At 69.0% G+C, this 22977-nt stretch carries 19 protein-coding genes; 16 read left to right on the top strand and 3 right to left on the bottom strand.

The genetic code is table 11. The annotated features are described in order from the left end of the window. The first annotated feature begins 67 nt into the window (after positions 1-67). The 7 genes from ATK74_RS07600 (at position 68) to ATK74_RS07570 (ending at position 7741) form a co-directional block, all read left to right on the top strand. Positions 68-586, top strand: a complete 519-nt coding sequence (locus ATK74_RS07600) for an RDD family protein (protein WP_098460466.1) — start codon at positions 68-70, stop codon at positions 584-586. Positions 587-632: 46 nt separating this feature from the next. Then, positions 633-2381: a DEAD/DEAH box helicase gene (locus ATK74_RS07595; protein ID WP_098460465.1), complete on the top strand. Its 1749-nt coding sequence runs from the start codon at positions 633-635 to the stop codon at positions 2379-2381. An 80-nt stretch (positions 2382-2461) separates the two neighbouring features. Continuing rightward, positions 2462-4033, top strand: coding sequence for a circularly permuted type 2 ATP-grasp protein (locus ATK74_RS07590; RefSeq protein WP_098460464.1), 1572 nt, complete (start codon positions 2462-2464; stop codon positions 4031-4033). Further along, positions 4027-4953: an alpha-E domain-containing protein gene (locus tag ATK74_RS07585; protein ID WP_098460463.1), complete on the top strand. Its 927-nt coding sequence runs from the start codon at positions 4027-4029 to the stop codon at positions 4951-4953. The genes ATK74_RS07590 and ATK74_RS07585 overlap by 7 nt, the downstream gene beginning before the upstream one ends. Continuing rightward, positions 4953-5798 carry a transglutaminase family protein gene (locus ATK74_RS07580; protein WP_098460462.1) on the top strand — a complete coding sequence of 282 codons (846 nt, stop codon included), beginning with the start codon at positions 4953-4955 and terminating at the stop codon, positions 5796-5798. Before ATK74_RS07585 ends, ATK74_RS07580 begins: the two co-directional genes overlap by 1 nt. Before the next feature lie 130 nt (positions 5799-5928). Then, complete coding sequence (gene dinB, locus ATK74_RS07575; RefSeq protein WP_098460461.1) at positions 5929-7371, top strand: DNA polymerase IV; 1443 nt, start codon at positions 5929-5931, stop codon at positions 7369-7371. 22 nt (positions 7372-7393) lie between these two features. Continuing rightward, a complete protein-coding gene (locus ATK74_RS07570; protein WP_098460460.1) occupies positions 7394-7741 on the top strand; it encodes a DUF3040 domain-containing protein in 348 nt (115 codons plus the stop codon). 13 nt (positions 7742-7754) lie between these two features. Here the strand turns inward: ATK74_RS07570 and ATK74_RS07565 are convergent, their stop codons facing one another. The 3 genes from ATK74_RS07565 to ATK74_RS07555 are packed head-to-tail and all read right to left on the bottom strand — an operon-like array spanning position 7755 to position 12023. Next, positions 7755-9866 (bottom strand): transglutaminase TgpA family protein, encoded by a 2112-nt coding sequence (locus ATK74_RS07565; RefSeq protein WP_143483592.1) that lies wholly within the window; start codon positions 9864-9866, stop codon positions 7755-7757. Next, positions 9863-11056, bottom strand: a complete 1194-nt coding sequence (locus tag ATK74_RS07560) for a DUF58 domain-containing protein (protein WP_169923775.1) — start codon at positions 11054-11056, stop codon at positions 9863-9865. Before ATK74_RS07560 ends, ATK74_RS07565 begins: the two co-directional genes overlap by 4 nt. A gap of 1 nt (position 11057) precedes the next feature. Then, positions 11058-12023, bottom strand: coding sequence for an AAA family ATPase (locus ATK74_RS07555; RefSeq protein ID WP_098460457.1), 966 nt, complete (start codon positions 12021-12023; stop codon positions 11058-11060). Between the two features lie 157 nt (positions 12024-12180). On the opposite strand from ATK74_RS07555, the gene mraZ reads away from it, so the two are divergent. From mraZ to ftsW, 9 genes are all read left to right on the top strand, one after another. Continuing rightward, positions 12181-12609: a division/cell wall cluster transcriptional repressor MraZ gene (gene mraZ / locus ATK74_RS07550; protein WP_098462119.1), complete on the top strand. Its 429-nt coding sequence runs from the start codon at positions 12181-12183 to the stop codon at positions 12607-12609. A gap of 146 nt (positions 12610-12755) precedes the next feature. Next, the gene (gene rsmH / locus ATK74_RS07545) at positions 12756-13721 is read left to right on the top strand and encodes a 16S rRNA (cytosine(1402)-N(4))-methyltransferase RsmH (RefSeq protein WP_098460456.1); all 966 of its coding nucleotides are present in this window, start codon (positions 12756-12758) and stop codon (positions 13719-13721) included. Beyond that, entirely contained in the window at positions 13718-14323 is a 606-nt protein-coding gene (gene ftsL, locus ATK74_RS07540; RefSeq protein ID WP_098460455.1) for a cell division protein FtsL, read from the top strand. Before rsmH ends, ftsL begins: the two co-directional genes overlap by 4 nt. Beyond that, entirely contained in the window at positions 14323-16194 is a 1872-nt protein-coding gene (locus ATK74_RS07535; RefSeq protein WP_098460454.1) for a peptidoglycan D,D-transpeptidase FtsI family protein, read from the top strand. Before ftsL ends, ATK74_RS07535 begins: the two co-directional genes overlap by 1 nt. Before the next feature lie 25 nt (positions 16195-16219). Continuing rightward, entirely contained in the window at positions 16220-17746 is a 1527-nt protein-coding gene (locus ATK74_RS07530) for a UDP-N-acetylmuramoyl-L-alanyl-D-glutamate--2,6-diaminopimelate ligase (protein WP_098460453.1), read from the top strand. Further along, positions 17739-19160, top strand: a complete 1422-nt coding sequence (locus ATK74_RS07525) for a UDP-N-acetylmuramoyl-tripeptide--D-alanyl-D-alanine ligase (RefSeq protein ID WP_098462118.1) — start codon at positions 17739-17741, stop codon at positions 19158-19160. The genes ATK74_RS07530 and ATK74_RS07525 overlap by 8 nt, the downstream gene beginning before the upstream one ends. Next, on the top strand, positions 19157-20221 hold the full coding sequence (gene mraY, locus ATK74_RS07520) for a phospho-N-acetylmuramoyl-pentapeptide-transferase (protein WP_098460452.1): 1065 nt from the start codon (positions 19157-19159) through the stop codon (positions 20219-20221). The genes ATK74_RS07525 and mraY overlap by 4 nt, the downstream gene beginning before the upstream one ends. After that, complete coding sequence (gene murD, locus ATK74_RS07515) at positions 20200-21693, top strand: UDP-N-acetylmuramoyl-L-alanine--D-glutamate ligase (RefSeq protein WP_425440098.1); 1494 nt, start codon at positions 20200-20202, stop codon at positions 21691-21693. The genes mraY and murD overlap by 22 nt, the downstream gene beginning before the upstream one ends. 10 nt (positions 21694-21703) lie before the next feature. Continuing rightward, complete coding sequence (gene ftsW / locus ATK74_RS07510) at positions 21704-22975, top strand: putative lipid II flippase FtsW (RefSeq protein WP_211283309.1); 1272 nt, start codon at positions 21704-21706, stop codon at positions 22973-22975. Positions 22976-22977: the final 2 nt, after the last annotated feature.

The raw sequence follows: 22977 nt of genomic DNA, 5'->3' as shown, positions 1-22977 counted from the left end.
CAACCTCTGCCGCAGGCCTGGCCCGCCCGGATGCCCGCTCGGCATTCGGTCCCGCTAGCCTGGGCGGGTGAGCAGTTGGTCGGGACGTCGCCTCGTGGCCGGACTGATCGACCTCGGCGTGGTGGCCGTGTTCGGTGGGCTGCTGCTCCTGATCTTCACCGGCTTCCAGGTCGGACGCCAGCCTGCGCTGAGCAACCTGGCCACGCATCTGGTGCAGGCCGCATTGGTGGCGGTGGCCGGCACCCTGATCCTGGCCTGCTTCGAAGCCAGCCCGCTGGAAGCGACCCCGGGCAAGCTGGCGTGTGGGCTGCGGCTGCGTCGCGACTCGGACTCCGGCCACCTCGGTCTGGGTCGGGCGATCGTCCGCAACCTGTTCAAGCTCGGCCTGCCGGTGCCGTTGGCCTACCTGGCTGCACTGGCCGCCTACGACGGCGGTGGCTGGCCGGCGTGGGTGGGTGTCGGGGCGGCCGCGGTGGTGGCGGCGAGCTATCTGGCCGGGGTCCTGCTCGGCGACGGCCGGCCCGTCTACGATCAGCTGGCCGGAGCTGTGGTGATCCGCACGGCACCGGGTCGACGGTACGCCTGAGTACGCGGGTTAGCGCCCTGAGCGGACCGGTCACTACACTTCGCAGGTGACGCAACAAGAAGTTGACCTCCCTTTGCCCCGATTCAGCGACCTCGGACTCGACGAGCGAGTGCTGAAGGCGGTGAAGGATCTTGGGTACGAGTTGCCCACGGCGATCCAGGCGGCGACCATTCCGCCGCTGCTCGAAGGACGCCATGTCCTGGGCCGAGCGCAGACCGGCACCGGCAAGACCGCTGCCTTCGCGCTGCCCATCCTTTCCCAGCTCGACTACAGCCAGAAGGCCCCCGAGGCGCTGGTGCTGTGCCCGACCCGCGAACTTGCGCTGCAGGTCTGTGAGGCCTTCGCCAGCTACGGATCGCACCTGCCGAACCTGCACCTGCTGCCGGTCTACGGTGGCCAGGCCTATGGCGTCCAGCTGAGCGCGTTGCGCCGCGGCGTCCAGGTGGTCGTCGGCACCCCGGGCCGGATCATGGATCACCTGGAGAAGGGCACCCTGGATCTCAGCCAGCTGCGCTTCCTGGTCCTCGACGAGGCCGACGAGATGCTCAACATGGGCTTCGCCGAGGACGTCGAGACCATCCTGGCCGGCACTCCGGAGGGCAAGCAGGTCGCGCTGTTCTCGGCCACCATGCCGGCCCCGATTCGCAAGATCACCAAGCGCTACCTGGTCGATCCGATCGAGATCAACATCAAGAGCAAGACCACCACGGTGGCCACCACCACCCAGCGCTATCTGCGGGTCGCTCCGGCCCAGAAGCTGGACGCGCTGACTCGCATCCTCGAGGTGGAGAACTTCGAGGCCATGATCATCTTCGCCCGCACCAAGCAGGACACCGAGCAGCTGGCCGAGCGGCTGCGGGCCCGGGGCTTCGCAGCCACCGCGCTCAACGGCGATGTGGCTCAGGCCCAGCGCGAGCGGATCATCAACCAGCTGAAGTCCGGCAAGCTGGACATCCTGGTGGCCACCGACGTGGCCGCCCGCGGCCTGGACGTGGACCGGATCAGCCATGTGGTCAACTACGACCTGCCCACCGACACCGAGTCGTACGTGCACCGGATCGGCCGGACCGGCCGCGCCGGACGCACCGGCGACGCCATCTCCTTCGTCACGCCCAAGCAGTTCTATCTGTTGAACCAGATCGAGAAGGCCACCCGGCAGTCGGTCACCCAGATGCCGCTGCCCTCCATCGACGACGTGAACAGCACCCGGCTCACCAAGTTCGACTCGGCCATCACCGCGGCGCTGGAGTCGGACTCGGTGGACACCTTCCGCGACATCGTGGCCCACTACGTCCGCGAGCACGACGTGCCCGAGGTGGACGTGGCCGCGGCGCTGGCCATCGTCATGCAGGGCGATGTGCCGCTGCTGCTGGAGGAGTCCAAGCCGGAGCCGTATGTCCGCAGCGAGCGGGGCGAGCGCGGTGAGCGTCCGACCCGCGGCCAGCGGTTCGAGCGGGACGATGATTCGCCGCGCGAACGGCGTCCGCGCAACCAGGTCGAACTGGCCACCTATCGGATCGCAGTGGGTCGCCGGCATCGGGTGCAGCCGCGGCAGATCGTCGGCGCGCTGGCCAATGAGGGCGGCCTGCAGCGCTCCGACTTCGGTCACATCGATATCCGGATCGACCACTCGCTGGTCGAGTTGCCCGCCAAGTTGCCGCCGGAGGCCTGGCAGGCGCTGGCCGAGACCCGGATCTCCGGGAAGCTGATCGAACTCGGCCGGGTGAGCAGCCGTCCGGCCGGTGGGCCGGGCAGCAAGCCCCGCAAGGCTCGCCCGCGCCGCGAAGAGCGCTAGTCCTGGCCCCACCGTGGTGTGCGGAGTAACGACTCACAATCGACACCCGCTCGAAACAAGGCGGTTTTAGCCTTCGAGACGTGAGTCTGCTGTTTCGTGACTACGCCGGCACGCCGAAAGCCTTCGATGAGGTGGTGGGTGCCGAGGGCGTACGGGTCGCCTATGGGTCGGTGCTGCGGCAACTCGGCAAGCTCGATGGCGAAGAGGTCCGCGCTCGCGCGGAGTACCTGAAGTCGACCTACCTCGATCAGGGGGTCACCTTCGACATCGGCGGCGAGGAGCGTCCGTTTCCGCTGGACATCGTGCCCCGGGTGCTGCTGTCCAGCGAGTGGGCCGAGGTCGAGGACGGAGTCGCCCAGCGGGTCCGAGCACTGGAGGCCTTTCTGGCCGACGTCTACGGCGAAGGGCGAGCCTTCCGCGACGGGGTGATTCCCCGCCGGGTTGTGGTCACCTCGCCGCACTACCACCGGGTGGTCGCCGGGCTGCATCCGGCCAATGGCGTCCGCTGCCATGTGGCCGGGATCGACCTGATCCGCGACGAGGTCGGCCGGTTCCGGGTCCTGGAGGACAACGTCCGAGTGCCGTCCGGGGTGTCGTATGTGATGACCAACCGCCGGGCCATGTTCTCCGCGCTCCCGGAGGTGACCAGCCGGCACCGGATCCGTCCGGTGGAGGGCTATCCACTGCAGCTGCTGGCCGCGCTGCGGGCCGCGGCACCGTCCGGCGTACCCGACCCGACCGTGGTGGTGCTCACCCCCGGGGTGTTCAACTCCGCCTACTTCGAGCACGCCCTGCTGGCCCGGATGATGGGCGTCGAGCTGGTCGAAGGCCGTGACCTGGTCTGTCACAGCGGACGGGTCTCGATCCGGACCACCCACGGGCTGCGCCCGGTGCACGTGATCTACCGCCGGGTCGACGACGAGTTCCTCGATCCGGCCCAGTTCCGCTCCGACTCGGTGCTCGGCTGCGCCGGGCTGCTCACCGCGGCCCGGGCCGGCAACGTCACCATCGCCAATGCCATCGGTAACGGAGTGGCCGATGACAAGCTCGTCTACACCTATGTGCCGGATCTGATCCGCTACTACCTGGGTGAGGAACCGCTGCTGGCCAGTGTCGACACCTGGCGGCTGGAGGATCCCGCGCACCGCGAGGAGGTGCTCGATCGGCTGGCCGAGCTGGTCCTCAAGCCGGTGGACGGCTCCGGCGGCAAGGGCATCGTGATCGGGCCGAAAGCCACCGTCAAGCAGCTGGACGCGCTGCGCGCCCGGATCCTGAAGGATCCCCGCGGCTGGATCGCCCAACCCGTCGTCCAGCTGTCCACGGTGCCGACCATGATCGACGGCCAGATGGCGCCCCGGCACGTCGATCTGCGCCCCTTCGCGGTGAACTCCGGCAGTGACGTCTACGTGCTGCCCGGTGGACTGACCCGGGTGGCCCTGCCCGAGGGTGAGCTGATCGTGAACTCCAGCCAGGGTGGCGGCTCGAAGGACACCTGGGTGCTGGCCCGCGATGCCGTCCGGGGTAAGCGCCGCCGCCGGCGCGGCCGGGACGTGGTGGCCTCGGTGCCGCTGGTGGACCTCGGCGAGGAGAAGGTGGCTCATCAGCAGGCCCAGCAACAGCAGCAGACCCGGGTCGGAGGTGGATCGTGCTGAGCCGGATCGCCGAGTCGCTGTTCTGGATCGGCCGCTACCTGGAGCGGGCCGAGGACACCTGCCGGATCGTCGAGGTGCACCTCCAGCTGCTGCTGGACGACCCCTCGGTCGACCAGGACGATGCCGCGCTGACCCTGCTGGCCGTGATGGGGGCGCCGTCGCTGGAGGCCGCCGACACCACCGAGGTGCTCCGGCTGCTCAGCTATGACCCCACCTCGCCCTGCTCGATCGCCGCGGCCCTGGGCGGAGCCCGGGAGGCCGCCCGGCGGGCCCGGGAGACGGTCTCGATCGAGATGTGGGAGGCCATCAATACCACCTGGAACTCGGTGAAGGGTGGTCGGCTGCAGCGGATGCGTCCGGCTTCGGCGTTCCGGCACGTCCGGGAGCGCTGTGCGGTCATCTCCGGCACCGCCGACCAGACAATGAGCCACGATGAGGGCTGGCTGTTCCTGGCCCTGGGCCGCAGCATCGAGCGGGTGGACATGACCGCCCGGCTGATCTCCACCGCGCACATCACGGCGGGCACCCAGAGCTCCTGGAACAACGTGCTGCGCGGCTGCGGTGCCCATCACGCCTTCGTCCGGTCGTACGGCGGCGTGACCACCGACACCGATGCGGCCGAGTTCGTCCTGCTGGATCGGCTGTTCCCGCGCTCAGTCGTACACAGCCTGGCCGCGGCCGAGGCGGCCCTGGCCGAGCTGAACCTGGCCAGCGGCCGACGAGCCGGCTACGAGGACGAGTCCACCCGGCTGCTGGGGACCGCGCGATCGGCGCTGGAGTACCGGGCGCCAGGCCGAATCCTGGAGGATCTGCCGGCCCGGATGACCGAGTTGCAGCGCACCTGCAACCAGGCCAGCGAAGCGATCACCGAGCGGTACTTCAGCAGCTCGGCCGCGGCGAGCTGGAGCGGAGGCAACTGATGGGTCGACAGCTGCGAGTGGTGCATCGCACGGGCTACCGCTACACCGGACTGGTCAGCGCCTCGCACAACGAGGCCCGGATGACTCCTCGGGCGACCCGGGAGCAGTTCGTCCAGGCCACCCGGCTGGACATCAACCCGGTCGCCTGGACGCACACCTTCACTGACTACTGGGGCACCTCGGTGACCGCCTTCGAAGTGGCCGAGCCGCATCAGCGCCTGGACGTCGTCGCGGTCAGCACCGTGGAAGTGGGCGACCGGCTGGCCGTCGGTCCCGGAGTCGAGTGGGCCGAGCTGGCCGAGGACTCGTTCATCGACAAGCACATCGAGATGCTGGCGATCAGCGAGCATGTCGATCCTGGAGCCGAGCTGCGCCGGATCGCCACCGAGGCGGCCCGAGACTGCGCGCGTCCGGCCGAGGCGGTGGCCGCGATCATCGGCCGGATCCGCGAGCGGGTCGCCTATGTGCCCGGCTCCACCCAGGTGAACACCCGAGCGGCCGATGTCTGGGAGATCCAGGCCGGCGTCTGTCAGGACCTGGTTCACCTCGGGCTGGGAGCCCTGCGCAGTGCCGGAATTCCGGCGCGCTATGTCTCGGGCTATGTGATGCCCTCCGCCACCCCGGTGGTCGGCGAGGTGCGGGTGGGGGAGTCGCACGCCTGGCTGCAGTACTGGGACGGCGCCTGGGTCGGCCTGGATCCGACCAACGACGTCGCTCCCGGCGACTTCCATGTGGAAGTCGGGGTGGGCCGTGACTACTTCGACGTCCCCCCGCTGAAGGGCGTCTACTCCGGCACCGAGTCCTCCGACCTGTTTGTCGAGGTGGAGATCACCGTCCTGGGCTGAGCACAGGACGGCAGCCGCCACGTTGCTCGGTATCGCGACTTCGGCCGTGGTGTGATCCCGACCGCGCGCCCGGACGCCCCACTTGACGAACTGTCGGAGGGGCCGCCTATGATGTCCTTGAATCGAAAAGATGTTCGAATACATCGAATCGATCGGCCGAGCTGGGGAAGGCTCGTGGCGGGCCCTCGGGCCCGTCCGATCTCCGGTGCGGGCGCTCCTCGACCCAGCGCCCGCGCCGGGGTCATCGGCCCGCTCAGCCGGGACAGTCTTCGTGGGGAACCGGCAGGGGCGACTCGTGGTGAGTGATGACGATGGGGCCACGCCGCCCCGGGCGGCGCCTCGGCTCACGATGACCGCCGACGAGCAACCGACAGCTCCGATTCTTCATGTGGACATGGACGCGTTCTATGCGGCCGTCGCGCAGCGCGATCGTCCCGAACTCGCCGAAGTGCCGATGTGGGTGGGTGGGGCCGAGCGGGGCGTGGTGCTCTCGGCCAACTACCGAGCCCGCGCCTTCGGGGTACGCGGTGGAATGTCGGTGGTGGCGGCTCGACGGCTGTGCCCGCAGGGCGTGGGCGTCCCTGGCGATTTCGGCAGCTACACCGAGGCCTCCTCGGAAGTACGAGAGATCCTTCAGACCTTTTCGGCCAAGGTGCAGATGGCCTCCATCGACGAGGCCTATCTCGAGCTGCCGAGTGGGCCGCGGGCCGTACCTCCGGCTGAGGTCGGCGCCCGGATCAGGGCGATCATCTTCGATGAGCTGAAACTCACCTGCTCGGTGGGAATCGGACCGAACCGCCTGGTCGCGAAGATGGCGGCCAACGCCGCCAAGCCGGACGGACTGCGCGAGGTGGACGCCGACGAGGTGATCGGCTTCCTGCATCCGCTGCCGGTGGAAGCGCTGGTTGGGGTAGGCGAGTCGGCCGCCACCAAGTTGCATCGCTTGGGCGTGGTCACCATCGGTGACTTGGCCCAACTCTCCGCGGTCGACCTACGCCGGGCCTTCGGGCCTCATGCCGGCCTGAGCCTGCGGGCGCTGGCCTGGGGGCAGAGCTGGTCGGCCGAGTTTCATCAGCCGGGGACCAGGGGAGTGGGCTGCCAGATCACCGGGTACCGGGATCTGGCCAGCGTGGACGAACTGCACGCCGTGCTGTTGCGGGTCGTCACCAAGGTGGCCTCTCGGATGCGTGCCGCCGATGTTCTCGGCCGTCGGATCACGGTCGGACTGCGCTACGCGGATTTCACCAGTGGCTCAGCCTCGGCCACGCTGGCGATGCCCACTGACGTGAGTCAGGAGCTCTATCTCGCCGCGCGCCAGGTCTGCACCCGGCTGCGCGGCGGACGCCTCGGTGTGCGCCGGGTCGGGCTGCGAGTCACTGAACTCAGCGACCGCTCCCGGGTGGCGGTCCAGCCACGCCTGGACGAGCCGGACCATGGCTGGGCTGACCTCGACCGGGCCGGCGACCGATTGATCGAGCGTTTCGGCCGTGGAAAGGTTCAGCGAGCAGTGCTTACCAGGCGCGATGGGGTCGTCGGTTCCGAAATACCTGATCGCAGCCTAGACTGGCGCTGAAGTAACACCGGAGGAGGTGACCATGGCCCTCACTGAAGAGGAGCGGAGGCGACTCGCCCAGTTGGAGGCTGACCTGGCCGCCGACGATCCGAAATTCGCCAATGCGCTTCGGGGCAGCGGACATCGCTGGGCACGCCGCCAGACGGTGCTCGCCGCGCTGCTGTTCTTCCTCGGACTGGCCGCGCTGGTCGGCGGGATGGAACTGCACTGGCTGATCAGCGTCCTCGGGTTCGTGGTCATGCTGGGAGCTGCGGTGCTGGCACTGCGTGGTTTCGAGCAGGCCGACGCCGCTGCGGGGACCACCGATCACCGCCAGTCCGGCGATCGCAGCGATGAGCGTCATCATCGCCCTTCCGGCGACGGCAACTAACCTCGCCGATCGGCTAGCTCGGGTCTCCCCTGCGGCTACCCAATCTCGGTCGTAGCGACTTCGGCCACCACTGCGCAAGCAGAGTGCGGCGTCGTCCGGCCAGTCCCGCACTCAGCGTCTGCAGCAGCGGCATCAGCCCCTCGGGCGAGGCCGGTTGCCGGTCGAACCGAGCGCGCTCCACGGCCACTGCCAGCTGGAACAGCGCGGTGGCCGCGGACTCGTCCAGGTGTTCGGCCGCCTGCTTCGCCTGCAGTCGCGGCGAACCTCGCTCAAGCCGAATCCCGGCATCGGCCAGGCGTGCGGTCGCCTCCGACCAGGCGCCCTCTGCGGCCGGACCTGCCTCGGTGCGATGCAGGCGAAGCAGGCTGAGTCCGAGCCGGACCAACCGAGGCAGTGCCAGCAGCAGAATGGCGGCGGCGATCCAGCCGACGATCGGCCAGATCGGCGCTCGCTGCTCCGGGGCCGGTGTGGTGGGCCGAGCGGATTGGCTGGGACGGGGCACCGGCGCCTCGCTGGTTCGCGGCGCTGTCGACGTGGGGGAGACTGTCGGTTCCGCACTGGAGGTCGCCGTCGGGCCACCCTCGACCGCGCCGGGCGGGGTTGCGTCCAGGGCCACCCAGCCCAGGTCATCGAAGTACAGCTCGGTCCAGGCGTGCATGTTGCGCACCCCGACCTGCCAGACGTCGCCGCTCTTGCGTCCGGGCAGGAAGCCGACCACAACTCGCGAGGGGATGCCGGCGATCCGGGCCATCGTGGCCAGCCCGCCGGCGAACTGCTCGCAGTAGCCGACTCGGCTGCCGATCAGGAAGTCGTTGAGAGTGCCGATGGTCGTCCCGGGCGCCATCTGCGTGGAGTAGGTGAACTCTCCCGAGCGCAGGAAGTCCCGGAGCGCCAAGGCCTTGGCTCCGGAGCTGCGCAGGCCGCTGGTCAGGTTGTCGACCAGGCCGGTCACCTCCGCTGAGATCCCCTCGGGTAGTTCCAGGGTGAGTCCCCGGTCGCCCGGATCGCCGGCCTGAGCGCTAGCCAGTTCCTTGTCCAGGTCGAGCATCTGCCAGCCGGTCGCTGTGTAGTGCAACCCGCGGGTAGCAGTGGCCTGGGTGTCGCCGACCGCAGCAACGGCGAGCGTCGTCCGGTCGTAGCGCCAGTCGCCGGTGGCGCTGTAGCTGGTCGGCACCCACGGCACCGGCAGCCACTGGCTGGTGAAGTCGCCGACCGTGACGTCCAGCTTCACCCAGCGCTGCTCCCCGGGCGGGCGGCCGGACGCCATCGGCCCCGGGAAGAGTTCAGTCGGCACCAGGCCGAAGCCGCTGTCGGTGAAGCCGCTGAGTGCGGCCAGTCGCAGATAGCTGCCCTTGCCGTCATCGCTGCGGTAGCTCAGCACCGGCCGGTCGGTGACCGCGTTGATGTTGCGGATCAGGTCGAGGCTCGGGTCGACCAGCTGGACGCCGCCGTTGATGCCCTGGCCCCAACTCTGCTTGGCTGCCGGAAGCCGTCCGGTGACCACCATGGCCGCGACCAGGGCCAGCACCGTGGTCAGTGCCGCGATGCTCAGGATTCCTCGGCGCAGACCGGTCACTGAGGCGCCCGGACTCTCCTGCCCGGCACGGTTCCGGGTGCTGGTGGCCAGCAGGATCGCATAGCCGAACGCCGGTACCGCGAAGTGCCAGAAGCCGGTGAGATCCGGTGCGATCACCACGTCCGCGATGAAGCTGGGCAGCAGCAGGGCCAAGCCGAGCACCGAGCTTCGGACCGCCTCGCCGATCGCCTCCAGGATCACGAACACCAACCACAGCAGCACCCCACTGAGTGCGGCGAAGCCCACCTCATACGCCATCGGAGCCACCGACGCCTGGATGTGGATCACCGTCTTGGTGATCAGTCGCACCGGGTTCTGGCTGGCCGGCACGACGATCGGGATCAGGATGAGGGCGCTCAGCTGGAGCAGGCGGGCCGCCCAGCTCGGCGCGCCCAGGTGTCGCACGCCGATCCCCACGGCTGCGCTGGCTCCGATCAGCAATGCAGCGAGCACCAGGTAGGTGCGGTCGCTGGTCAGCACGACCAGCGGGAAGCCGGCCGTGAGGGCGGCCACCGCGCAGGCGAGGGTGGTGCGGTCGGCCGGAGTCATCGGCTCCACCCTCCGAATGCCTGCCACGCCGGCGCTACCGAAGTGGACGGGTCGGCGATCACGGCATGCCAGCCGGCCTGGGAGAGCCGGTCGACGGTGGCCTGGTCGGATCCGGTTCCACCGACCAGGATCGCCCAGCCGACCCGGCCGTGGCCCAGAGCGGCGGCGAGCTCGGCTTCGTCGCTGCCGTCCACCCGGCCGAGGATGGCCACCAGCAGCTGGCTGGCCCCCTCCGCACCCGCGGCAGACAGGGCGGTGGACAGGCTGCGCGTGCTGCTGGCTTCAAGATCGGTGAGGTGTTCGAGGATCAGTTCGGGCTCACCGCCGGACAGGCTCAGTCCGTCCACGTCGATCAGGCTGGCCGCGAAGCCGTCCCTGGCCAGCTGCAAGGTGATCGATGCCGCGGACGAGATCGCCCATTCCAGCCGAAGGTCGGGGTTGCGCCGTGCGTAGCCGTGGCTGCGGTTGTCCACCAGCACGCTGGCCCGCGGATCCCAGGACCGTTCCTCACGACGCACCATCAGCTCGCCGAAGTGCGCAGTCGAGCGCCAGTGGATCCGGCGGACGTCGTCGCCGGTCTCATACTCGCGGATCAGCACGTCGTCGGCGCCGCTGAGCCCGCTCTGCCGGATCAGCGGGTCGCTGAGCGAGCCCTGGCCGGTGGCCGGACGCAGGCTCGGCAGTACCTCTACTCGAGGCCGGGCGACCAACTCGACCGAGTTGTCGGCGCTGCGCAGCGCACGGGCCAGACCTAGACCGTCGCCCAGGCTCTGCTCGGTCGGACCGATCTGATGCCGACCCCGCCAGGCCGGGGTGACCCGATAGGTCAGCCGGCGACGCCAGCGGCCGACCCCGGCCGGGATGATGTACCACCGGGCTTCGCCCAGGGCCGGCGCCAACCGGTCCCGGAGTCGGAACACCCCGCCGAAGCTCAGCGCGCGGGGAGCCGGGAGCAGCTCGACCTGCGCGGTCTCGCCGACGCTGACCCGTAGCGAGCTGACCTGACGACTCACCCGGCAGCTGATCGAGGCCGGCAGCAGGAGCAGCCAGCTGAGCAGGGGAGCGGTGGCCAGGAAGACTCCCGGCCAGGCCAGCGGTCGTTGTCCCAGGCTGAGTGCCACCACCGTCCAAGCGATGCCGCCGATGAGCAAGCCCCAGCCACGCACGGTGAGCGGGTTGCCGACCTTCATCTCACCGCTTGGCCGGCACCGCAACCGTGGCGATCGCCGCAGCCACCGCATCGGCCGGATTGCGGCCGGCCAGCTGAGCGGCGGGACTGAGCAGGACCCGGTGGGCGAGGGTGGGGATCGCCAGGTCGGCGATGTCTTCGGGGATCACATAGCCACGCCCGTCCATGGCGGCCCAGGCTTTGGCTGCGCGCATCAGTTGAAGGCTGGCTCGAGGAGATGCGCCCAGTCGGAGTTCCGGGGCGGCCCGTGTGGCCGAGACCACGTTCACCAGGTACTGCTTCACCTGCGGATGGACGTACACCCGCCGGACGATCCCGATGGCCTCCATCACGGTGGCCGCCCTCGCTACCGGAGCCAGTGGCCCCAACGGATCGGTGTCACCGTGATGCTCCAGCATGGCCACTTCCGCGGCCGGGCTCGGGTAGCCGATGTCGATCCGCAGCCCGAAGCGATCGCGCTGGGCCTCGGGCAGTGGGTAGGTGCCCTCCATCTCGATCGGGTTCTGGGTGGCGATCACCAGGAACGGGCGGGGCAGTTCGTGGCTGACCCCGTCCACGGTCACCCGGCGCTCTTCCATCGCCTCGAGCAGGGCCGACTGGGTCTTCGGGGAGGCGCGGTTGATCTCGTCGCCGATCACCAGGTTGGCGAACACGCTGCCCGGCTTGAACTCGAAGTTGCCGCTGGACTGGTTGTAGACCGAGACCCCGGTGATGTCGGACGGCAGCAGATCCGGAGTGAACTGGATCCGCCGGACCGTGGCGTCGATGGTCTTGGCCAGCGACTTGGCGAGCATGGTCTTGCCCACTCCTGGCACGTCCTCGATCAGGAGATGTGCCTCGGCGAGGAGAGCCGCGGTCGCGAGCTCGATCGCTTCCGGCTTCCCCTCGATCACCGTGCTCACCGCTTCTCGGATCGACCGCGCCAATGCGGTGACCCTTGCGATGTCGTCCTCGCCGATGCCTTCCACTTCGCCCCTGTCGTCTTTGGTGCCGGACCGTGCCCAGCCTAACCGGCGATCGGTGGTTGTGGGGGCGTGTGGATTTACTCATCAAAAAGCGACCTCGGTGGGGGAAAGTGGAGTACTGTGGGGCCAAGTGGAGGAAAGGGAAAGGGGAGTGGGCACCATGTTTCTGGGCACCTACACCCCCAAACTCGACGACAAGGGACGGTTCTTTCTGCCTGCGAAGTTCCGCGAGCAGCTGGCATCCGGCCTGGTCATCACCCGTGCGCAGGATCGCTGTCTGGCCGTATGGCCGACCGAGGCGTTCCTGGCCGAGGTGGCGAATGCGGCGACCGGACCTTCCACTGTTCGAGGAGTGCGCGACTACCAGCGGATGGTGGCCTCGGGTGCCTCGGACGAGTTGCCGGACAGCCAGGGCCGGGTGACCGTCCCGCTGCCGCTCCGGGCCTACGCGGGCCTGACCAAGGAGATCGTCGTGATCGGGGCCTTCAACCGCCTCGAAGTGTGGGATGCGGCGACCTGGGCGGAGTACTCGGCGACTCAGGAGGAGGCCTTCGCGGCCTTGGATGAGGGAACCCCCTCGGTGGGCTGACCACCGAAGGACGGTTCGCGCGTGGCGGCTTCAATCCGCGTGCAGACCCTCCTGGCGCACCTTCCCCGGTGCCAGGAGCGGAGACCGCGGATTGAAACCACGACGCACGAACCAGCAACCAGGCAGAGCGGACAGGCAGGGTCGAGATGAGCGAAGCCGGCGGCAGCGTCGCCCCTCAGCACCATCCGGTGCTGTTGGAGCGTGTCGTCGAGTTGTTGGTCCCGGCCCTGGCCGAGCCCGGCTCGGTGTACGTGGACGGCACCCTGGGCTTGGGCGGCCATGCGGCCGCCATGCTGGAGGCGGCGCCCCAGGCGAGCTGCATCGGGATCGACCGGGATCGGCATGCGCTGGCCCTGGCCGGCGCCCGGCTGGCCGGTTTCGGCTCGCGGGTCGAGCTTCACCAGGCGATCTACCACGAACTGCCGGACGTCCTGGCTGCGGCCGGACGTCCGAAAGTCCAGGCGATCCTGCTGGATCTAGGTCTGTCATCGCTGCAGATCGACGACACCAGCCGCGGCTTCGCCTATGCGACCGACGCGCCACTGGACATGCGGATGAACCAGGAGCAAGAGCTCACCGCCGAGGTCATCGTCAACACCTGGTCGGCCGACCAGATCGCCCGCATCCTGCGTGACTACGCCGATGAGCGGTTCGCCCGGCGGATCGCCGACCGGATCGTCGCGGCCCGTCCACTGCACAGCTCGGCGGACCTGGTGCGGGTGGTCACCGATGCCATCCCAATGGCGGCCCGACAGACCGGGGGACACCCGGCCAAGCGGACCTTCCAGGCACTGCGGATCGCGGTCAATGCCGAGCTCGACTCGTTGGCCAAGGTGCTCCCGGCCGCCCTGGACGCCCTTGCCCCCGGTGGCCGCCTGGTCGTGCTGGCCTATCACTCCGGCGAGGACCGACTGGTCAAGCGGGTCTTCGCCCAAGCGAGCTCGGATCGGGTGCCGGTCGGCGTCCCGTCCGTCCCGGTCGGCTATGCCGCGAACTTCACTCTGCTCACTCGCGGCGCCGAACAAGCCTCGGACGCCGAGATCGCACTCAACTCGCGTGCCAAGCCGGTCCGGCTGCGCGCCCTAGCCAGAAAGCAGGAGGAGGCCCGATGACCGCCCAACTCGCCCCTCGTCCGACTCCGGAACGCCGCCGACCGAGGCTGCGCCCGGTCCCGCAGTCGGCCTCCAGTCTGGCCACGATCCCGTTCGTCGCCGTGGTCGCGGGACTACTCGCTCTCGGCATGGTCGGCATTCTGGTGTTGACCACGGCCCTGCAGAGCCAGGCGTTCGTGGTGCAGGACCGGCAGCACCAGGCAGCCGTACTGGCTACGAAGGTCTCCGGGCTGCAGGCGGCCGTTGCCGACAAGCGCTCGGTGCAGAGCCTGGCCGTGGCTGCGCAGTCGTTGGGAATGCGTCCCAACCCGGTCTCGGCCAACTTGCGACTCGATGACGGGGACGTGATCGGCAAGGCGTCGGCGGTCAGTGGCATCGAGGTTCCCTCGATCCGTTACCTGACCGATGAGCAGGTCGCCGCGCAGGTCGCGGCCATGGACAAGGCCGAGGCGGACCGCAAGGCGAAGGCAGAAGCCGCGCGTAAGGCGAAGGCGGACGCGAAGGCGGCTCAGGCGCAGGCCCAGGCCGAAGCGGACGCCCAGGCCGCGGCCGGAGGTCAGACCGGCGGAGCCCCCCAGGCAGACACCACGGGGCGTGGCTGATGTCGCGGCCTCTTGATCGGTTCTTCCTGGCTCGGGAGGCTCGGCCCGCCAAGCAGGCCAAGCCGGCCAAGCGTCCGACCACCCGCAAGCGGCCTGTGGTCAGCTCGGTGACCCGGCTGCGGGCGCTGTTGATCGGGATCGCTGTGATCTTCTCGATGGCGGCCGGCCGCGCCGTCCAGGTGCAGGCCATCGATGCCGACACCGTCGCGGCCGAGGCGGCCAGCCAGATCACGGTGACCCGCGACCTTCCGGCGTTCCGTGGCGAACTGACCGACCGCAATGGCGAGGTGCTGGCCTTCACCGAGGACACGGTGTGGGTGATCGCCGATCCGTTGGCGATCATGACCAACGGCAAGCTCAGCCCCGATCAGATGACCGACAAGGACCGTCAGGTCGCCGCGGCGGCGCCGCAACAGCTCGCCCAGTTGCTGGCTACCCGGCTGGGCGGCTCGGTGGACGGCTATCTGCCGAAGCTCACCAAGGCTGGGAGCCGCTACCAGATCCTGGTCAAGCAGGTGCCGGCTGCGGTTTTCCGCGAACTCAATCAGGCGGTATCGGACGCCGGGCTGCTGGGACTGTTCAAGGAGAGCCACCCGACCCGGCGCTACCCGAACAAGACTCTGGCCGCGAACGTCCTGGGCTTCGTCAATGAAGCCGGCGACGGTGGTGGCGGCCTGGAACTGGTGCTGAACTCCCAACTGGCCGGCAAGGACGGCAAGGAGATCTACGAGAACTCGCCGAACGGGAAGATCCCGCTGGGCACCAACGTGCTGCAGCCTGCCGTGAACGGGCTGGACTACCAGCTGACCATCGACGCCGGGCTGCAGTGGGAAGTCCAGCAGATCCTCGGCGACCGGGTCCGCAAGACCGATGCCAACTCCGGGATGGCGATCGTGATGAACGTCAAGACCGGCGAAGTGCTGGCCCTGGCCAACTACCCGACTTTCGATGCGAACACCCCCGGTGACGCCGATGCCAAGGACTTGCAGAACCGGGCCGTGACCACGCCGTACACCCCGGGATCGGTGCAGAAGGCGCTCACCTTCGCCGCGCTGCTGGATCAGGGTTTGGTCCGTGCGGACGATGTCGTGAAGGTCCCCGGGAAGATCAAGTCCGGCGACAAGTACGTCAGTGACGCCTGGGATCACGGCACGTTGACCCTGCTGGCGCGTGGCGTGCTGGCCAAGTCGTCCAATGTGGGGACCATCGAGCTGGCTCGCAAGTCCACCAAGCAGGCGTTGCACGACTACTACGTGAGCTTCGGCCTCGGCCAGAAGACCGGGATCGGCCTGCCCGGTGAGTCGAAGGGCGTCCTGCCGCCGGCCGACATGCCTGACTACAGCCGTGACGGTCTGGCCTTCGGTGGTAGCGCGGTCTCGGTGACGCTGATCCAGCAGGCAGCTGCCGTGGCCGGCATCGCCAACGGTGGGGTCTACAACCCGCCGCGCCTGCTCAAGTCCCGCGCTCTGGCCGACGGCACCTCGGAGAACCTGCTGACCGGAGAGCCGCGCCGCGTCGTCTCGGAGCAGACTTCGGCCGAGGTGGTGTCGATGATGGAGGCCATGGTGCAGCACACCAGGGCGCACACCTTCGACATCCCCGGCTACCGGACCGGCGCCAAGACCGGAACCTCGCAGAAGCTCGACCCGAAGACCGGGAAGTCCACCGGCCTGGTCACCTCGACCATCGGGGTCGGGCCGGTCGAGGATCCGCAGATCGTGGCGTACGTCGTGATCGATCATCCGCGCCGTGGTTCCTCGGGCCAGTCGGTGGCCGGACCTGCCTACCGCGACATCATGGCGCTCGCCCTGGCTCGCTATGGAGTCCCGCAATCGACCGGCAAGGTTCCGAAGCTGCCGATCGAGCCCTGACCAGGTTTGGCTAGGGTAGCCCTCGATGAGCAGCACTTCGGCACCATTGCGGCCGAGCCGGAACCGTCCGGTTCAGCTGAGTGGCTTGTTTCCCTCGGCCCCTGACCTGAGCGTCAGCGGGGTCAGTATCGACTCCCGCAGTGTGCTCCCCGGCGACCTCTATGTCGGCCTGCCCGGCGCACAGACGCATGGGGCACGCTTCGCGGCGACTGCGGCCGAGGCCGGAGCGGTGGCGCTGCTCACCGATGCCGCCGGAGCCGAGTGGGCCGCCGGCAGTGCGCTCCCGGTGGTCGTGGTGGCTGATCCGCGGGCCGAACTGGCCCGGGTGGCCGCCGAGGTCTATGGACGTCCGGGCGACCGGCTGGCGCTGTTCGGGGTGACCGGCACCACGGGCAAGACCAGCACCAGCTTCCTGCTGGCGGCCGGTCTGGCCGCGGCCGGCCATCAGGTCGGCACCATCGGCACCATCGGCTTCCGGTTGGGGGAGCAGCAGCTGGCCTCGGGCCGAACCACGGTGACCACGCCGGAGTCGTCCGATCTGCAGGCGCTGCTGGCCTACCTGGTCGAGCGCGGCGCGGACGCCGTGGCCATGGAGGTCTCCTCGCACGCGCTGGCCCTGCATCGGGTCGATCAGCTCCGGTTCGGCGTGGCCGGCTTCACCAACCTGGGCCGCGACCATCTGGACTTCCACCTCGACCAGGAGAGCTACTTCCAGGCCAAGGCCGAGCTGTTCCGCAACGGCCGGGCCGCGGCCGCCGTGGTCTGCATCGACGATGAGTACGGTCGCCGCCTGGCCGACGAGATCCGGGCCGGCGGCCAGATGCCGCTGCTGACCACCGGCGCGGACGACCGGGCCGACTACTACGTGGCTTCGTCCGAGCTCCAGCCGGACGGTAGCCGGCTGGTCCGGCTGGCCACCCCGACCGGCCAGGTCGGCTTCCGGCTGGGTCTGCTCGGCGAGTTCAACCTGCGCAACGCCACCACGGCAGCCGCGATGCTGGACGTGGCCGGACTCGACCTCTCGGTGGCACTGTCGGCTTTCGGAGAGGCCGCAGTGCCCGGACGGATGCAGCGGGTCGACCTCGGCCCCGGCGCCCCCGGCGTGATCGTGGACTTCGCACACACTCCGGAGTCGGTGACCGCCGCCCTGAACGGGATCCCGCAGGGGAGACGGATCGCCGTGCTCGGCTGTGGCGGCGATCGTGACCAGGCCAAGCGCGGCCCGATGGGAGTGGCGGCGGCTACCGGAGCCCAGGTGGTGATCGTCACCGACGACAACCCGCGCAGCGAGGACCCGGCAGCGATCCGGGCCGCGGTGCTGGCCGGAGCCCGAGCCGCGGCCGCGGAGAGCGGGGCCGAGGTGATCGACGGTGGTGACCGGACCCACGCCATTCGCACCGCACTGCGGTTGGCCGGTTCAGACGACTGGATCGCGATTCTGGGTAAGGGGCACGAAAGCGGTCAGCAACTGGCCCACGAGACGATCGCTTTCGACGATGTGGCTGTGGTCGGCCGCGAGTGGCGGGCCGTTATGGGAGAACCTGATGCATGAGATGACCACTGCGCAGCTGGCTGCGCTGGTCGACGCCCGACTGATCGGCGACCCGACTGTGACGGTCGGTCCGACGGTCGTGATTGATTCCCGACTGGCCCGGCCGGGCAGTGTCTTCGTGGCCCTGCCCGGAGAGCGGGTGGACGGACACGACTTCGCGGCTGCTGCGGTGGCCGGCGGGGCAGCCGCCGTCCTGGTCGGACGCGAACTGGACCTTCCGGTTCCGCAGCTGCTGGTCGCCGATCCGGCCGAAGGGCTGGCCCGGTTGGCTCGCGGCCTGGTGGACGAGGCGATCGCCGGTGGCCTGGTCAGCGTGGCCGTCACCGGCTCGTCCGGGAAGACCAGTACCAAGGACCTGATCGCCCAGGTGCTGGCCGTGGCCGGCGAGACTGTGGCACCGGTCGGCTCCCAGAACAATGAGATCGGGGTGCCGCTGACCGCGACCCGGGTCGACACCGGTACCCGATACCTGGTCAGCGAGTTCGGTGCCCGGGGGCTGGGCCACATCCGCTGGCTGTGCCAGGTGGTGCCGCCGCGGATCGGCGTTGTCCTCAATGTGGGCCAGGCGCACCTGGGCGAGTTCGGCTCGCAGGCCGTGATCGCCCAAGCCAAGGGCGAGTTGGTGAAGGCATTGCTGGCCGACGGCTGGGCGGTGTTGAACGCCGCCGACCCGCTGGTCGCGGCCATGGCCGGACGGACGGCGGCGCGGCTGGCCAGCTTCGGAGCCGCGGACGGCCCTGGTGAGCTTCGGGTCTGGGCCGATTCCGTCGAGCTGGACGAACTGTCTCGGGCCGGCTTCGACCTGCACGCCGCCGGACTGGCCGAAGGTGTGGCCCGGGTCAGCCTCCAGGTGAGTGGCGCCCACCAGGTGGAGAATGCTCTGGCCGCCGCAGCCGTCGGCCTGCTGGCCGGGATCGACCTCGCCGAGGTGGCGGACGCGCTCAGCCGAGCCGAGGCTCGGTCCCGCTGGCGAATGGAACTCACTCAGCGCCCGGACCGGGTGCTGGTGGTGAACGATGCCTACAACGCCAACCCGGACTCGATGGCGGCCGCGCTCCATTCGTTGGCTGGGCTCCGCCGTCCGGCCGGTCGGCTACTGGCGATCCTCGGTGACATGCTCGAGCTGGGCGACACGGCCGCCGAGTGCCACCGACGGGTCGGCGCACTGGCCGCCGAACTGGGCATAGACCACCTGATCGTGATCGGCGACCACGCCGAGGATCTGGCCGCTGGCGCGCGTGTCGGGGGTGTCGGGGTTAGCATGGCGCCCGATCGGACGGCAGCGCTCGCGACTGCAGCGGACTGGCTGCGTCCTGATGATGCGGTACTGGTCAAGGCATCACGTGGCTTGGCGCTGGAGACGGTGGCACAGGCCCTCGCCGAGGGCCGGTCGACGCTGGAGGTTAGGGAATGAGGAGCATCCTGCTCGCCGGGGCGATCGGTCTGATCGGCACCCTGTTGGGCACCCGCTACGCGATTCGCTTCCTGGTGCGGCGCGGCTACGGCCAGTTCATCCGTGATGACGGCCCGACCAGCCACCACACCAAGCGCGGCACGCCTACCATGGGCGGCACCGTAATCATCATCTCGGTCGTGCTCGCCTACATCCTGGCCCACCTGGTCACCTGGACCCCGCCGACCGCCTCGGGTCTGCTGGTGCTCGGCCTGGTGGTCGCCCTGGGTCTGGTCGGCCTGGCCGACGACTGGATCAAGATCAGCAAAGCTCGATCGCTGGGTCTGCATGCCTGGGTGAAACTGACCCTGCAGACCGCAGCGGCCATCGCCTTCGCCATTGCGGCCCTGTCGATGCCGAGCACCCGCGGTGTGTCCCCGGCCAGCCAGTTCGTCTCCTTCCTGCGTGACCTGCCCTGGATCTGGTTGCCGCTGCCGTTGGCCGTGGTCTGGATCGTCTTCCTGGTGGCCGCCTGGTCGAATGCCGCCAACCTCACCGATGGCCTGGACGGGCTGGCCACCGGTGCCGGCGCCATGGTCTTCGCCGCCTACGCGATCGTGAACATCTGGCAGTACAGCCAGTCCTGTGGTGTCGGCGGCCCGCAGTGCTACGTGGTGCGCGACCCCTACGACCTGGCCGTGGTCTCGATCGCCCTGGCCGGGGCCTGTTTCGGCTTCCTGTGGTGGAACGCCAGCCCGGCCAAGATCTTCATGGGTGACACCGGCTCGTTGGCGATCGGCGGCGCTTTCGCGGCACTGTCGGTGATGACCCGGACCGAGCTGCTGATGGTGATCGTGGCCGGCCTGTTCGTGATCATCACCGCTTCGGTGGTGCTGCAGGTCGGCTGGTTCAAGATCTCCGGAGGGAAGCGGTTGTTCAAGATGGCCCCGCTACAGCATCACTTCGAGCTGCTGGGCTGGCAGGAAGTGACGATCACCGTCCGGTTCTGGATCATCTGCGGCATGTGCGTGGCTACCGGCCTCGGTGTGTTCTACGCCGAGTGGGTGGTGGGGCAGCCGTGAAGTCCTGGTTGGCTACTGCGGATCGGCTCTCGCCGTGGTCGCAGGCCACGGTCGTGGTGGCCGGGCTGGGTACGTCCGGTTTCGCTGCTGCGGACGGCCTGATCGAGCTCGGCGCCAAAGTCATCGTCCTGGATGACTCACTGAGCAGCGAGAATGCCGAGAAGGCCAAGCTCCTGGAGTTCCTGGACGCCGACGTCCGGCTCGGGCCGGGCTCGACCGCCCAGCTGCCGGCCGACGCCGACCTGGTGGTCACCTCGCCGGGCTGGCGACCGTCGGCTCCGCTGCTGGCCCAGGCCGCGCTGCGGGGGATCCCGATCTGGGGCGAGGTGGAGCTGGCCTGGCGGATGAGCCTGCCCGATCGGCAGGTGCCGTGGCTGGCGGTCACCGGCACCAACGGCAAGACCACCACGGTCGGGATGCTGGAGTCGATGCTGACCGCGGCCGGGCTGAAGACGTCCGCGGTCGGAAACGTCGGACGCCCGATCGTCGAGGCCGTCCTGGACGACGTCAACTACGACGTGCTCGCCGTGGAGCTGTCCAGCTTCCAGCTGCACTGGACCAACAGCCTGGCGCTGCATTCGGCCGCCGTGCTGAACGTGGCGCCGGATCATCTGGAGTGGTACGCCGACCGGGCCGGCTGGCCGGACGGGGTCACCGACTCGATGACCGCCTACACAGCCGACAAGGCCCGGATCTTCGAGCGTGTCCAGCACGCCTGCGTCTACAACGTGGCCGACCCGGTCACCGAGCACCTGGTCGAGGAGGCCGAGGTTCAGGAGGGTGCTCGGGCCATCGGCTTCACCCTGGGCATTCCGGCGGTCTCGATGCTGGGCGTGGTGGACGAGGTGCTGGTCGACCGCGCCTTCATCAGCCAGCGCTGGGATTCGGCCATCGAAATCGCCAAGGTGTCCGACGTCCAGCCCTACGCCCCGCATAACGTGGCCAACGCGCTGGCCGCAGCCGCCCTGGCCCGCTCCTTCGGAGTGCCGCCGCAGGCGGTCGCCGAGGGCCTCAAGCGGCTCCGGCTGGGCGACCATCGGATCCAGACCGTGGCCGAGCGCAACGGCGTCCGCTATGTCGACGACTCGAAGGCCACCAACCCGCATGCGGCCGCCGCCTCGCTGGCCGCGTTCGACTCGGTGGTGTGGATCGCCGGGGGACAGGCCAAGGGAACCACCTTCGACGAGCTGGTCACCCAGGTGGCCGACAAGCTGCGCGCGGTGGTGGTGTTCGGCATCGACCGCGCCGTGATTGCCGACGCAGTCGCCCGACACGCACCTCAGGTGCCGCTGATGGTGCTCGATAACAGCGATCATGGTGCGATGAAGCAGGCGGTGGAGTGGGCGGCGTCCCGGGCCAATCCCGGTGACGTGGTGTTGCTCGCCCCCGGCTGCGCCAGTAGAGACATGTACACCGACTACGCCGAACGCGGCGCGGCCTTCGCAGAAGCGGTGGCCGGACTCAGCGGATAGGAGGTAACCGGTGGCGATCCTGTCTTCCCCCTTTGAGGATCGCCACGGAACCGAGTCGGCCCAACCCGCCAAGGGCCGCCGACGGAGTCTCGTGGTCGACTGGCTGGCCCATCCACAGGCCAGCTTCTACTTGGTGCTCGTTCCGGCAGTGCTACTGCTGGTGCTGGGCATGATGATGGTGCTTTCCGCCTCCAGCGTGTACGCCTACGTGCGCTGGGACGGTGACTCGTACTACTTCGTGAAGCGGCAGGCCGTCTTCCTGCTGGTCGGCGGTGCGATGGCCTATGTCTTCGCCCGGTTGCAGCCGACCCAGCTGAAGGTGCTCGGCTGGGTGCTGATGGCCGCCGCCATGATCCTGCAGGTGCTCACCTTCTCCCCGCTGGGCTACTCCAACAACGGCAACACCAACTGGGTGAACCTCGGCTTCTCGTGGTTCAACATCCAGCCGTCCGAGGTCGCCAAGCTGGCCATCGTGATGTGGGGTGCCGACATCTTCGCCCGCAAGGAGAAGCTGCTCGGCGACGTCCGACACCTGCTGATCCCATTCCTGCCGGCCTCGTTGGTGATGATCGGCCTGGTCGTGCTGCAGTCCGACCTGGGCACCGGGATGATCCTGGGCGCGATCATGCTGTCCGTGCTCTGGTACGTCGGGGCGTCATGGAAGGTGCTGGTCTCGATCATCGGCGGCGTCGCGGCGGCCGTGGTCGTGCTGATCCTGACCGCCCAGTACCGGATGTCGCGCATCTTGGGCTTCTTCAACCCCAATCTCGACCCGCTGGGGATCAACCACCAGCCGATCCGCGCCCAGTTCGCGTTGGCGTCCGGCGGTTGGTGGGGGCTCGGGCTGGGCGAGAGCCGTCAGAAGTGGGGCGGCCTTGTCGAGTCGCACACCGACTACATCCTGGCCGTGATCGGCGAGGAACTCGGACTGGTCGGGACGCTGAGCGTCCTGGCCCTGCTGCTGATCCTCGGCTATGCCGGTTTCCGGATCGCGATGCGCTCGGACCTGAAGTTCTGCCGCTACACCGCTGCCGGGATCACCAGCTGGTTCATGATCCAGGCCCTGGTCAACATCGCCGTGGTGTTCCGGATGATGCCGGTGCTCGGCGTCCCGCTCCCGTTGCTGTCCTACGGTGGCTCGGCGTTGATGGCCAACCTGATGGCTCTGGGCGTCCTGCTGGCCTGCGCCCGCCAAGAGCCGGCTGCGCGGGCCTACTCCGAGCGGCATCGGGCCAGCCGCCGCAAGACCCTGGTGACTACGGCGGTCGGTGCCAAGTCGTGAGT

Source organism: Propionicimonas paludicola (assembly GCF_002563675.1).
In the GTDB taxonomy this organism is placed as follows: Bacteria; Actinomycetota; Actinomycetes; order Propionibacteriales; family Propionibacteriaceae; genus Propionicimonas; species Propionicimonas paludicola.
This window is presented reverse-complemented; position numbering and strand designations above follow the sequence as displayed.